Origin of the sequence: Ruegeria denitrificans, from assembly GCF_001458295.1 — a bacterium.
In the GTDB taxonomy this organism is placed as follows: Bacteria; Pseudomonadota; Alphaproteobacteria; order Rhodobacterales; family Rhodobacteraceae; genus Ruegeria; species Ruegeria denitrificans.
The window spans coordinates 276,880-289,867 of sequence record NZ_CYUD01000004.1 but is presented as its reverse complement, the minus strand read 5'-3'; the positions used below and the strand labels follow the sequence as shown (position 1 = coordinate 289,867).

Genomic DNA, 12,988 nt, shown 5'->3' with positions numbered 1-12,988 from the left:
ATGAAAACGCTCAAGAAACGTCGTCGTGTTCAAGTCATTCTTCTGGCCGTCGTGGCTTTGGTCTTGGCGACGGGGTTGATTGGGTTTGCGATGCGTGACGGCATCAACTTTTTCCGCTCACCCAGTCAGGTGATTGCTGAACCTCCGAAACCGACCGAAGTGTTTCGCATTGGAGGTTTGGTCGAAGAAGGCTCGATCATTCGCGGACAGGGTAAGACTGTGCGTTTCGTCGTAACCGATGGCGGTGAAAGCGTGCCAGTGGCGTTTACCGGGGTTCTGCCGGATCTGTTCGCGGAAAACCAAGGCATGGTGGGGACCGGTTCTTACGTGAACGGTGTGTTCGAAGCCACTGAAATTCTAGCAAAACATGATGAAACATACATGCCGAAAGAGGTGGTCGACGCACTGAAAAAACAGGGAGTGTACAAAGAGGCTGGCGAAAGCTAATCGTCGCCGGCTAGCAGGACAAAATTGACGGGCGTTGCGCAAGCAGCGCCCTTTTTCGTTGTTTGGATTTAACCGGATTGCCTCAGCGTTTGTTCAACGACAAGCGGAGGGTCCAATGCAGACGGTGCGACAGATTGCAACTGAGATCGTGGCGCGCGAAGGCGGTTTCGTTGATGATCCGGATGATCCCGGCGGAGCGACTAAATACGGGGTGACCATTCATACGATGCGTCGCCTTGGGCTTGATCTGTCGTGCGATGGAGTGATCAATAGTGTGGATGTGCGGATGCTGAGCAAGTCTCAAGCCGTAGACATATTCGAGCAGCATTATTTTGAACAACCTCGGTTGGACTTGTTGCCGCGTGAACTGCAGGCTTCGGTTTTCGACATGTATGTCAACGCGGGGAGCAACGCTGTCAAAATCCTGCAACGTCTGCTGCGCGATATGGGGTTTGCCGTCGTGGTTGATGGGGTTGTTGGTCCTAAAACTGCGCAAGCCTGCCGCAATGCTGCTGACCCAGAACCGAATGCACTCAGGGATGCGTATGGCGTTGCGCGGCGGAACTACTATTTTCGAATGGCCGATCACCGCCCTGCATCCCGCAAATATGCCCGCACCCGGGCAGGCGGTAAAGGCGGCTGGATTCGCCGGGCCGAGGAGTTCCTTTCGCCAAATTACCACCTAAGTGACGCAGAGTTTCAAGCGAGGGTTGCTGGATGGGTTTGATTTCGGACGTATTGGCGTTTTTGTTTGGTGGTAGTCGCAATGCCCTGCGCGAAACCGCTGAAATATTTCGAGAAAACGCGGAAAATGGGGCAGAGCGCGGGTTGGTTTTGCGTCAGCAGGCGATGGTTCAGTTTGGCGATGAATTCAAAGCCCTGCACAAGGGCGCGTTCGATCGGGTCATGGATGGGCTTAACCGTCTGCCTCGGCCGGCGATGGCATTGGGCACATTGGGATTGTTTGTTGCGGCGATGGTTGATCCGGTTTGGTTCGCGGCCCGCATGCAAGGGATTGCTCTGGTTCCTGAACCTTTGTGGTGGCTGTTAGGGGTGATCGTGTCTTTTTATTTCGGGGCGCGCCATCAGGCAAAGGTGCAAGACCTGCAACGCGAGATCACCGCCACGATGAGTCGCACGCCTCAGGTCGTTGAAAATCTGCAGACCCTGAAGGCGCTGCGCAGCGACGTCGTCGGAGTGGCTGATCCGGGGACAAACGCCGTGTTGGCGGAAAAAGCGGGTCACCCGGATGCGAATCCGGCGCTTGAGGATTGGCGGCGCAAACGGGTCGCTTGACCCGCGACACTATGCTCGCCCCAAAGGGGCGAAAGTGGTTGGTGCTCGCCCCGGAACAGGAATATACCCGGGGCCATGATTACTGAACTCGGCCACTTTGCCCTGATCCTCGCTTTTTTGGTTGCCATCGTACAGTCGGTGGTTCCGCTGATAGGTGCCGCCAAACGCTGGCCCAGTTGGATGAATTTTGCCGAACCGGCAGCCATCATTCAGTTCTCAATGGTCGCATTTTCGTTCGGGGCGCTGGTTTGGGCGTTTGTGACGTCGGATTTTTCACTGAGGATCGTGGTGGAAAACAGCCACTCGGCCAAGCCGATGCTGTACAAGATCAGCGGAACATGGGGTAACCACGAAGGCTCAATGCTGTTGTGGGTTCTCATCGTGTCCCTGTTTGGAGCCATGGCAGCGTTTTTTGGGGGAGGCTTGCCGCCGACACTCAAGGCCCGCGTATTGGCGGTGCAGGGCGCAATCGGAGTGGCGTTCTTTGCGTTTATCCTGTTCACCTCAAACCCGTTCGACCGGCTTATCGTGGCGCCCTTTGACGGGCGCGATTTGAACCCGTTGCTGCAAGACCCCGGTTTGGCTTTTCATCCACCGTTTCTGTATCTGGGCTATGTAGGGCTAAGCATGGCGTTCAGCTTTGCAGTCGCTGCCTTGATCGAGGGGCGCGTGGATGCCGCATGGGGCCGATGGGTGCGGCCCTGGACGCTGGCGGCCTGGGTGTTTCTAACCATCGGTATCGCACTGGGTTCCTGGTGGGCCTACTATGAGCTTGGTTGGGGCGGGTTCTGGTTTTGGGACCCGGTTGAAAATGCCTCGTTCATGCCCTGGCTGCTGGCCGCAGCGTTGCTGCATTCGGCCATTGTTGTGGAGAAACGCGAGTCGTTGAAAAGCTGGACGATCCTGCTGGCGATTATTGCATTTGGTTTCTCGCTGATCGGAACGTTCATCGTGCGCTCGGGTCTGTTGACCTCGGTCCATGCGTTCGCCAATGACCCCGAGCGTGGGGTGTTCATCCTGATTATTCTGGTGATCTTCATCGGCGGCGCGCTGACCCTGTTTGCCGCGCGGGCACAGGCGATGGAGGCCAAGGGCGTCTTTGGCATGGTCAGCCGTGAAAGCGCGCTGATACTGAACAATATTCTGTTGGCGGTCAGCTGTTTCGTCGTTTTCGTCGGGACAATGTGGCCGATGGTGGCTGAGATGGCCTTTGACCGCAAACTCTCGGTTGGGGCACCGTTCTTCAACTCGGCGTTTACGCCATTCATGGTTGCGCTTGGGATCGCATTGCCAGTGGGCGCGATGTTGCCTTGGAAGCGCGGCAAGCTTGGGAAAACCGCCTATTCGCTGCGCTATGCCTTTGTGCTGGCTGTTGCGTTGGCGTTGCTGGTTTGGGCAATGCAGACGGGGCGCAGTGCACTGGGTCCGGTTGGGCTGTTCCTTGGCGCATGGATCACCTTTGGCGCGGCAGTTGATTTGTGGAGCCGTACGGGCCGCAAAGGCAATCTGAAACGTCTGTTCCGTCTGCCGGGGGCGGATTGGGGCAAAGCCGTGGCCCATACAGGTATGGGCGTCACTATGTTTGCCATCGCCGGGCTAACCGCGTGGGAGGTTGAGGACATTCGCGTTGCACAACCCGGTCAACCGTTCGAGGTGGGACAGTTTACTCTGACCTTGGAAGACGTCCGGCTTGTTGAAGGGCCAAACTATTTCTCGACCACTGCTGACGTTCGGATCGAAAAGCATGGATGGCCTATGGGAACATTGCATCCTGAAAAGCGCGATTACCCGGTGGCACGGATGCCCACGACCGAAGCTGCAATTGATTACCGGTTCCTGGGGGATCTCTACGTGGTTATCGGTGATCAGCAGGCGGATGGAGGCTGGGTCATGCGGACCTATATCAAGCCGCTGGCCAACTGGATCTGGGGTGGATGTATCCTGATGGCTCTGGGCGGTTTGCTCAGCCTGTCGGACCGCCGGTTCCGTGTGGCGGCAGGTGCGCGCAAGGCCCCAACGGGCGGAGTACCTGCAGAATGAAACGTCTGATCCTGATCCTGACGCTGATTGCGTCGCCTCTGTTTGCCGTGCAGCCGGACGAAGTACTGGACGACCCAGCGTTGGAACAGCGGGCGCGGGACCTCAGTACTGGTCTGCGTTGTCTGGTTTGCCGCAACGAAAGCATCGACGAAAGCAACGCTGAACTGGCGCGTGATCTGCGTCTGTTGCTGCGTGAACGGCTTGTGGCCGGGGATACAGATGACGAGGCCATTGCGTTCATCGTCGACCGCTATGGCGAATATGTGCTGCTGAAGCCAACAACTTCGGGATCGAACCTGATGCTGTGGCTGGCCGGGCCGATTATGCTGTTGATCGCCGCCGTCATGGGCTGGAGTTTTCTACGCAAACGGTCTCAGGTTCAGGTCGAGGCCGAAAAGGGTACGCTCAGCGAGGCTGAGAAAGAGCGTTTGCGCCAGATTCTTGAAGACTGACCCCGCGTTCATCTTTTCCTTCCCCTCCATTTGGGTCAGGGTTCAGAAAAGCTTGGAATTGGGGGAAGGTTCATGGAATACGAAACGATCCTGTTGGACATCACGGACGATTTAGCGGTTGTCACCCTGAACCGGCCCGAAAAGATGAACGCGATGACGGCGCAAATGCGGGCCGAGGTCACGCACGCTATGAAGCATGCCGCGCGTCATGCACGAGCGATCGTTCTGACCGGGGCAGGGGGTGCCTTTTGTTCAGGTCAGGATCTTGGTGATGCGTCCAGCACAGGCAAGGTCGATCTGGAACGCACGCTGCGTGATGAATACGAACCGATGCTTGAAACGATTTATGATTGCCCGGTGCCCACCATTGCGGCTGTGAACGGTCCTGCGGCGGGGGCAGGGGCAAACCTTGCGCTGTGCGCTGATGTGGTGATTGCTACGGAAAGCGCCTATTTCCTGCAGGCTTTTGCACGGATCGGGCTGTTGCCGGACGCCGGTGGCACGTGGTTCATGCCGCGTCAAATGGGGTTTGCCAAGGCTATGGGGGCGGCCTTGTTCGCCGACAAGATCAGCGCGCGGCAGGCCGATGAGTGGGGGCTGATCTGGGAGGCTGTTCCCGACGCCGATTTCGATGCCCATTGGCGCAAGTGTGCGGCCTATCTGGCGAATGGCCCCACAGCAGGGTTTGGTGCGATCAAACAGGCCATCCGCGGAACGTATGAGAATACCTTGCCACAGCAATTGGCGTCAGAGGCGCATTTGCAGGGTGAATGCGGGCGCAGCCGCGATTTTGCCGAAGGTGTCGTGGCCTTTATGGAAAAACGCCCCCCGAAATTTGAAGGGCGCTGAACCGTTCAGGCGCGGCGGCGGCGGCGTGTGCGCCGCTCGGGTGCGGCGGCATCGTCTCCGGTGCCGTCCGAAGCCGAGGAAAACGGCCCTAACGCATCGGTGATCTGATCCAATGTCGGGCGAGATCCGCGCGACCGGGTGTCCAGGGCTTCGCGCATCTTACGCAAGTGATCTGGCATTGTACCGCAGCAACCACCGATGATTGTAGCTCCGGAATCTCGTGCCATGGCGGCGTATTCACCCATCAACTCAGGCGTTCCGTCATAGTGAATGTGACCGTCGACGTATTTCGGAATACCGGCATTGCCCTTCGAGATCACGGGGCGTTCGGTGCCTTGCGCGGCAAAGCCCAGCACGGTGCGAAGGATATCCGACGCGCCGGTGCCACAGTTGGCCCCGAAGGCGATCGGTGGGTTAGGCAGGGTTTCAACCAGCTGCGCCAAGTCGGACGAGGTGACCCCCATCATGGTACGTCCGGCCGTGTCAAAGCTCATGGTTCCGCACCAGGGCATATTAGCCAGGGCGAACGCCTCAGCAGCGGCGCGGAATTCTTCGGGGGCGCTGATGGTTTCCAGCCACAGAACATCGGCACCACCGGCCTTGAGCGCATCGGCCTGTTCATGAAACATCTCAACGGCTTCGGCGTGGGTCAAGCTGCCGACGGGCTCTAGAATCTCGCCGGTCGGACCGACCGATCCGGCCACGACAACCGTACGTCCAGCTTTGTCCGCAACCTCACGCCCCAGTTCAGCACCGATCCGGTTCAATTCGGCGACACGGTTTTGCGCATCGTGCAGTTTCAGCCGCGCCGAGGTGCCGCCAAAAGTGTTGGTCAGAAACAGATCGCTGCCCGCATCGACCGAACCCTGATACAACGCGCGGATTTTGTCCGGCGCTTCTACGTTCCACAACTCGGGCGCATCACCTGATTGCAAACCCATGTTGAACAGGTTGGTACCCGTTGCACCATCTGCCAGAATGGCATCGGTGGTTTTGAGAAGCTGGGTCAGTGCATTTGTCATTGGAGTAATCCGGGAAAAGGCCCAATTGGCCTGATAATAAGAGAGGCGCCCCGTGTCTCATGACAGGGACGCCAAATCAAACTCATAATTCTCATGAAGATCATGAGATTTGCAGTTTAAACCTTAAATTTCGGCCTCTGCCATTACCTGTTCTTTTGCTTCGATCAGAAGTTCGGACATCTTTTCGCGAATTTTTGCCTCATCGGCCAAATTGCCCAAATATCCTTTTACGGCTTCGACGACGTCATCTTCGCTTACATTCTGAAGGTCCGTATGTACTAGTTCCTGGCCGTAAGCCCGTGCTTTTTCGACCGTCTCACCCTTCAGGGTCGAGGCCCAGACAGCCATGAAACGGTTGCGGCGCATGCGGGCAATGAACTGCATTTTTTCATCATGCGCGAACTTGTTTTCAAACGCGGCTTCACGTTCGTCGAATGTGGTCATTGTTTGGGGACCTCTTGGATTGAAACTTCTTTCCTTATGATATGACTATACCAACGTATGGGCGCAAGCTATTTGCGCTGCGTCAAAGCCCCTCGGGTCTGTGAACTTGCGGGAACGGGGGGCTTGCACTATGAGGGCGGCAACAACGCGGTAATCGCGTTTTGCCGATATGGAAGGGGCCACGATGGCGCGTCGCAAGAAAATTTACGAAGGTAAAGCCAAGATTTTGTACGAAGGCCCGGAACCGGGAACCATCGTGCAGTATTTCAAGGACGACGCCACCGCGTTCAACGCCGAGAAAAAAGACGTGATCGATGGCAAGGGCGTGCTCAACAACCGCCTGAGCGAGTTCTTTATGAACGGTCTGGCCCAGATCGGTGTGCCGACCCACTTTATCCGCCGTCTGAATATGCGCGAACAACTGGTGCGCAGCTGCGAGATCGTTCCGTTGGAAGTGATCGTGCGCAACTATGCCGCTGGGACCATGTCGAAACGTCTTGGCATCGCTGAGGGCACGCAATTGCCGCGGCCGATTGTGGAGTATTGCTATAAGGATGATTCACTGGGTGATCCTCTGGTGACCGAGGAGCACATTGCCGCCTTTGGCTGGGCCAGCCAACAGGACATGGAAGATATTCTGAGTTTGGCGCTGCGCGTAAATGATTTCCTCAGCGGCGTAATGCTGGCAGTGGGTATCCGCCTGGTCGACTTCAAGATCGAGATCGGTCGAGTATATGACGGTGATTACCAGCGTCTGATCATCGCGGATGAGATCAGCCCGGACAGCTGCCGCCTGTGGGATATCGAAACCGGCCAAAAACTGGACAAAGACGTGTTCCGCCGCGATCTGGGCAGTCTGACCGATGCCTATTCCGAAGTTGCGCGACGCTTGGGCGTTCTGCCGCAAAGCAATGTGGCCAAACCCACGCTGATCAACTGATCGTACTGATGACCTAAAATCTGAGTAAAAGCGCTGCGTCGAAAAGACGTGGCGCTTTTTGCTTAGAAATTGGTGGTTTGACAGAATGGGCCGTTGTCCCGCATTGTCGGCCTGACCTGCAACCAAGGTGATTTAATCCCATGGCCGAACTGTTCGATCACGCCGTTTTTTTAAAGTTCTTTGCAGCCTTAATGGCGATTTTTAATCCACTCTACGGCATTCCAATTTTCCTGAGTATGACCGAAGGCTATACGAATGCGGAGCGTAAGCGCGTTGCGCTGATCGTCACGGGGTCGGTCGTCATTTTGTCGATGGTTGTCGTATTGGTCGGCGAGGAAGTTTTGGCCATCTTCGGCATCGATATCCCATCCTTCCGTATTGCCGGAGGGCTGATTATCCTTGGTATCGGCATGACAATGCTGAACAGCTCGAACCGTCCGCAGGGCGATCAACAGGCTGCAGAAGAAGGCCATAAGAAAAAGGCAAACATTGCCGTAGTTCCGTTGTCGATACCGTTGACCTTCGGACCGGCGACCATTGCCACCACCATCGTTTTCGCACACACACTGTCTGATGGAGCCGAAATTGTAACTTTGGGATCTGCCATTCTGATCGCTTGCGCACTCATTGGCGTAGGGTTGCTGTTCGCGGTTCCAATCTCTCGGTTTCTTGGGGCCACGATGATCAACGTGCTGACCCGGATTATGGGCATTATTTTGGTGGCCGTTGCAGTTGAGATGATCTTTACCGGTGCCTTCGATGCAATTGATGCGCGCTATCCCGGCCTAAGCGCGGGCGGGGGCAGTTGAAACTCAGGATGTTAGGGCAAACTGAGCTCCAACAAGGGTTGTCCAAAGCCGACAAGCACGTTATCCCCCGCGCAACGGAACGGGCCCGAAACCACGGCCCTCAGCTGGAGTTGCAGGAATGAAAGCACGGGTGCATGTGATGCTGAAGAACGGGGTCCTCGACCCGCAGGGTGAGGCAGTGCGGCACGCATTGGGCGCGATGGGCTTCGATCAGGTCGAAGGCGTGCGTCAGGGCAAGGTGATCGACCTTGAACTGGCCGCAGGCGCGACCGAGGCGGACATCACCGATATGTGCGAAAAGCTGTTGGCCAACACGGTCATCGAACGCTACGAAATCGAACTGGTCTGACCCTTTTTTCCGGAGGCCTCGCCATGCGCGCTGCTGTTATCGTATTCCCAGGGTCCAACTGTGACCGGGACCTTGCCGTCGCTTTTGAACAGGCGGGGTTTCAGGTCGACATGGTCTGGCACAAGGATGCCGCGCTGCCCGAGGGCATAGACATCGTCGGCGTCCCCGGCGGGTTTTCCTATGGTGACTACTTGCGTTGCGGTGCGATCGCCGCGCAATCGCCGATCTGCAAAGCGGTTGTCGAGCATGCAAATCGTGGTGGCTATGCCGTAGGCGTCTGCAACGGCTTCCAGATCCTGACCGAAACCGGCGTTCTTCCGGGCGCGCTGCTGCGCAATGCAGGGCTGAAATACATCTGCAAGACCGTGGGCCTTAAGGTGGAAACCAGCGATAGCGCCTTTACCCAAGGCTATAACGCCGGTGACGTGATCGGTATTCCGATTGCACACCACGATGGCAACTATTTCGCGGATGACGCCACACTGGCTGCGTTACGGGATCAGGACCGGATCGCGTTCACCTATACCGAGAATCCAAACGGCTCAGTTGGCGATATTGCTGGTATCCTGTCGGAAAACCGTCGGGTGCTGGGCATGATGCCACACCCTGAACGGGCAGCGGATGAAGGTCATGGCGGCACGGACGGAACGGCATTGTTCCGCGCATTGTCGGGCGTTCTCGCTCCTGCGTGACTTGAGGTTGCGATCAAGCCCGCGTAATTTCCCGGGATGAGTTCTGATGTTCGCTCTGGCTGGTCCATTCTGACAAAACCTTTTCGCGGCGCGCCCCTTGGGTGGCGCCTGCGTTTGGCTGTCATCGCCCTGCTGGTGGCTGCCGTCGCGACCATCTGGGTCACAAACCGGTTGCTGACTGACAGGTTCACCGAGTCGACCCGTAACCGGGCCGAGCTGCGTCTGGCGCTGTATTCCGGTAACCTGCTGAGCGAATTGCGCAGAAATGCGATTGTACCGCAGCTGCTGTCGCGCGACCCGACGCTGATTTCAGCGCTTCAATCCAGTGATTACTCACTGTCGACCCAGCGCCTGATTTCCTTTGTCGAAGAGATTGGTGCCGCCTCGCTGATGCTGTTGGACGGAGACGGTCGTTCGGTCGCGTCTACCGACCGTAACCGGTTGGGCGAGGCGCACAGAAGCTTCCCTTATTTTATTGATGCTGTGCGATCGAACGCCACCATCTTTACGGTGATCCCAAAGGAATCCGGTGGCTATAGCTTTGTCTATTCGCGCCGGATGGAGGCTAATGCCGAAATCCTTGGGGTGATTGTGGTTGAAGTCGATCTGCACAAGTTCGAACTTGCCTGGGCTGGAATTTCCGATGCGGTGATGGTGGCAGACAGTACCGGCACGATCATCCTGTCGACCGAACCGCAATGGCGCGGTCTGGAAGAAGGCGAAGCGATGCTGCGCCAACCGCCAGAAGGGGCTATCCAACGCGCGATCCGGGCTACGACCGATTGGACCGCTTTGCCGCCCGACGCCTATCTGCAGGGTGAGGCGGTGATGCGGATGGAGACGCGCATTCCTTTCCGCGGATGGCAGATGACATCCTTCACCACCTATGCCTCGATCCGCGAAAAGGTGAACAGCGTCCTCGCGCTCGAGATTATGGGATTCGCGATTCTGCTGGCACTGGCCTTCTATGCGCTGAGCCGTAGGGCAACATTGCGGATGGCGTTGTTTCAGCGCGAGTCGGCAGAGCTTCGCGCATTGAACGCACGGCTACAGCGGGAAATCGCTGAACGGGAACGGGTTGAAAAGACTCTGGAAGTGGCCGAGCAGACACTGGCGCAAAGCTCGAAACTGGCCGCATTGGGTGAGATGTCAGCCGCTGTCAGCCACGAGTTGAATCAACCACTGGCTGCAATGAAAACCTATCTGGCTGGTGCGCGTCTGTTGCTGCGCAGGAATCGTTCCGAAGAGGCGCTAGCCAGCTTTGGCCGCATCGACGGTTTGATCGAACGGATGGGCGCGATTACACGGCAGCTTAAATCCTATGCACGCAAGGGTGCGGATGCGTTTTCCCCTGTAAATCTTAGCGAAGCGCTTGCATCCAGCTTGTCTATGATGGAACCACAGTTGCGGCAGCGGCATGTGAAAATTACTCAGATCCTACCCGAAGAACCTGTTATAGTGATGGGAGACAGGATGCGGATCGAACAGGTGATGGTGAACCTCTTGCGCAATGCGCTGGACGCCACCAAATCTGTATCAGAGCCGGATGTGGAAATCATTCTGGCGGCGGGCGACACGGCGGTGCTGACTGTACGTGACAATGGGCACGGGATCGAGGATATCGAGAACCTGTTCGAGCCGTTTTATACCACCAAGCAGCCCGGCGATGGGGTCGGGTTGGGGCTTGCCATCTCGTCGGGTATCGTGAACGACCACGGGGGACGGCTGACTGCACGCAACGGCCAACTTGGCGGCGCGGTGTTTGAGATGCAATTGCCGATACTGGGAAGCGACGGCCTTGAGGCCGCTGAATAACGAGGAATGACTATGGCACAGGCCATGAAAATCGCCATCGTGGATGACGAACAGGATATGCGCCAGTCGATCAGCCAGTGGCTGGCACTGTCGGGCTATGACACTGAAACCTTCTCCTCCGCTGAGGATGCGCTGAAAGTATTGGGGCCGGAATATCCGGGCATTGTCATATCGGATATCAAGATGCCGGGAATGGATGGCATTCAACTGCTGAAAAAGCTGATGGGGGCCGACAGCACGTTGCCAGTCATCATGATCACCGGTCACGGGGACGTTCCGATGGCGGTTGAAGCGATGCGTGTGGGTGCGTTCGACTTTCTTGAAAAGCCCTTTAACCCCGATCGCATGTCGGAGCTGGCGAAGCGTGCCAGCAATGCACGCCGTTTAACGCTGGATAACCGGGCCCTGCGACGTGAACTGTCCGGCGGCACTCAGATTATGAACAAACTGATCGGGGCCAGCCCGGTGATGGAACGCTTGCGCGAAGATATTTTGGATCTTGGGCAAGCTGATGGTCACGTGCTGATTGATGGTGAGACCGGCACGGGTAAAACCCTGGTGGCGCACGCGCTGCATGCTGTTGGCAGCCGGGCAGGCAAGAAATTCGTTTTGGTATCCTGCGCGGCGCTGGAAGAAGAGACGCTGTCGAAGCGTCTGTTCGGCCCGATGTTGCCCGAGGATGCACAACTTCCCGCAATTGAAGAGGCGCGCGGTGGTACCTTGGTGCTGGAAGATGTCGAGGCACTCAGCGACACACTGCAGGCCCGCTTGCTGAGTGTCATGAACGATCAAGGCACGCCGGCCGAGACTCGGATCGTGGCGATCTCGAATCTGCAAGAAGCTGGCAAGACCAGCGAAGACGTCCTGCGACCGGACCTGTTCTATCGCCTGGCCGCGCTGCGGATCACTATGCCGCCCTTGCGCCAGCGCGGAGAAGATATTCTGACACTGTTCACGCGCCTGAGTGAGCAATTTGCCGAGGAATATGGTTGTGACGCGCCGCAGGTCAGCGCGCAGGAAGCGGCGCAGCTGTTGCAGGCTCCGTGGCCGGGCAACGTGCGTCAGCTGATCAACATTGCCGAACGGGCCGTGCTGCAATCGCGCCGGGGTTCGGGAACGATTGCGTCTTTGCTGATGTCGGATCACGAGGAAATGCAGCCGGTGATGACGACTGAGGGGAAGCCGCTTAAGGAATATGTCGAAGCGTTCGAGCGGATGTTGATCGACAATACGATGCGCCGTCATAAGGGCTCGATTGCGTCCGTGATGGAAGAACTATGCCTGCCGCGGCGGACGTTGAACGAGAAAATGGCCAAATACAGCCTGCAGCGTTCGGATTACCTGTAAATAGCGTTCGGATTACCTGTAAATATCAGAGAGGGGGGCTGCCCCCTCTCTTGACCCTATGGGTCAATTCACGCCCCCGAGATATTTTTGGCCAGATGGAGCGATCCTAGCCCGTGTTCAGAGTGAACCGTGCAGTTTGCCCATTGTCTTTTCCACAGGACTGCCTTTATGGTGACGGAACGGGCCGGGCCTTTTTCGCCCTTAAGCCCCAACCTTTGAGTTTCGCTGCTCTGCCACGGTTGGTGATGATCCCCACGAGGCAAGGCAGACCGATTATGCCCCGAAAGGGGCAGTTGAACGCCTGAGCCCGCCTGAGCGGGCGAAAGGAAAAAATGGGCAGGACGCGGCACTCCGCGCCTGTCGGAGAAGAACCGCGATGACGCGCGCGCAACGAACGAGTATACGGGCAGGGGGCCACAGCGCCAGACCCTGCCGCGCGCCGTCCAATATCGCCCTGACAAGACACCACCCCAAAAGCGCCTGTCC

The 12,988-nt window shown here is 57.2% G+C and carries 14 protein-coding genes; 12 read left to right on the top strand and 2 right to left on the bottom strand.

Annotated elements, in window-relative coordinates; genetic code table 11:
• The 6 genes from ccmE (at position 1) to RUE5091_RS08070 (ending at position 5,084) form a co-directional block, all read left to right on the top strand.
• The gene (gene ccmE / locus RUE5091_RS08095) at positions 1–447 is read left to right on the top strand and encodes a cytochrome c maturation protein CcmE (protein ID WP_058281383.1); all 447 of its coding nucleotides are present in this window, start codon (positions 1–3) and stop codon (positions 445–447) included.
• A 115-nt stretch (positions 448–562) separates the two neighbouring features.
• Positions 563–1,174, top strand: a complete 612-nt coding sequence (locus RUE5091_RS08090; RefSeq protein WP_058281382.1) for a holin-associated N-acetylmuramidase — start codon at positions 563–565, stop codon at positions 1,172–1,174.
• Positions 1,165–1,743, top strand: a complete 579-nt coding sequence (locus tag RUE5091_RS08085) for a holin family protein (RefSeq protein ID WP_058281381.1) — start codon at positions 1,165–1,167, stop codon at positions 1,741–1,743. Before RUE5091_RS08090 ends, RUE5091_RS08085 begins: the two co-directional genes overlap by 10 nt.
• 75 nt (positions 1,744–1,818) lie before the next feature.
• Positions 1,819–3,783, top strand: coding sequence for a heme lyase CcmF/NrfE family subunit (locus tag RUE5091_RS08080; protein ID WP_058281380.1), 1,965 nt, complete (start codon positions 1,819–1,821; stop codon positions 3,781–3,783).
• On the top strand, positions 3,780–4,235 hold the full coding sequence (locus RUE5091_RS08075) for a cytochrome c-type biogenesis protein (RefSeq protein ID WP_058281379.1): 456 nt from the start codon (positions 3,780–3,782) through the stop codon (positions 4,233–4,235). The genes RUE5091_RS08080 and RUE5091_RS08075 overlap by 4 nt, the downstream gene beginning before the upstream one ends.
• Positions 4,236–4,307: 72 nt before the next feature.
• The gene (locus tag RUE5091_RS08070) at positions 4,308–5,084 is read left to right on the top strand and encodes an enoyl-CoA hydratase-related protein (RefSeq protein WP_058281378.1); all 777 of its coding nucleotides are present in this window, start codon (positions 4,308–4,310) and stop codon (positions 5,082–5,084) included.
• Positions 5,085–5,089: 5 nt separating this feature from the next.
• Here RUE5091_RS08070 and bmt read toward each other — a convergent pair whose 3' ends face one another.
• Together bmt and RUE5091_RS08060 are read right to left on the bottom strand one after the other, a co-directional pair.
• Positions 5,090–6,106 (bottom strand): betaine--homocysteine S-methyltransferase, encoded by a 1,017-nt coding sequence (gene bmt, locus RUE5091_RS08065; protein ID WP_058281377.1) that lies wholly within the window; start codon positions 6,104–6,106, stop codon positions 5,090–5,092.
• Between the two features lie 123 nt (positions 6,107–6,229).
• A complete protein-coding gene (locus RUE5091_RS08060; RefSeq protein WP_058281376.1) occupies positions 6,230–6,550 on the bottom strand; it encodes a DUF1476 domain-containing protein in 321 nt (106 codons plus the stop codon).
• A 184-nt stretch (positions 6,551–6,734) separates the two neighbouring features.
• Here RUE5091_RS08060 and purC point away from each other — a divergent pair, with 184 nt between their 5' ends.
• The 6 genes from purC to RUE5091_RS08030 all read left to right on the top strand — a co-directional run bounded on the left by purC (position 6,735) and on the right by RUE5091_RS08030 (position 12,502).
• Complete coding sequence (purC, locus tag RUE5091_RS08055) at positions 6,735–7,490, top strand: phosphoribosylaminoimidazolesuccinocarboxamide synthase (protein WP_058281473.1); 756 nt, start codon at positions 6,735–6,737, stop codon at positions 7,488–7,490.
• A 140-nt stretch (positions 7,491–7,630) separates the two neighbouring features.
• Positions 7,631–8,299, top strand: a complete 669-nt coding sequence (locus tag RUE5091_RS08050) for a MarC family protein (RefSeq protein ID WP_058281375.1) — start codon at positions 7,631–7,633, stop codon at positions 8,297–8,299.
• A 118-nt stretch (positions 8,300–8,417) separates the two neighbouring features.
• Complete coding sequence (gene purS / locus RUE5091_RS08045; RefSeq protein ID WP_058281374.1) at positions 8,418–8,648, top strand: phosphoribosylformylglycinamidine synthase subunit PurS; 231 nt, start codon at positions 8,418–8,420, stop codon at positions 8,646–8,648.
• A 23-nt stretch (positions 8,649–8,671) separates the two neighbouring features.
• The gene (gene purQ, locus RUE5091_RS08040; RefSeq protein ID WP_058281373.1) at positions 8,672–9,340 is read left to right on the top strand and encodes a phosphoribosylformylglycinamidine synthase subunit PurQ; all 669 of its coding nucleotides are present in this window, start codon (positions 8,672–8,674) and stop codon (positions 9,338–9,340) included.
• Between the two features lie 36 nt (positions 9,341–9,376).
• The gene (locus tag RUE5091_RS08035) at positions 9,377–11,155 is read left to right on the top strand and encodes a sensor histidine kinase (RefSeq protein ID WP_058281372.1); all 1,779 of its coding nucleotides are present in this window, start codon (positions 9,377–9,379) and stop codon (positions 11,153–11,155) included.
• 12 nt (positions 11,156–11,167) lie between these two features.
• Positions 11,168–12,502, top strand: a complete 1,335-nt coding sequence (locus tag RUE5091_RS08030; RefSeq protein WP_058281371.1) for a sigma-54-dependent transcriptional regulator — start codon at positions 11,168–11,170, stop codon at positions 12,500–12,502.
• Positions 12,503–12,988: the final 486 nt, after the last annotated feature.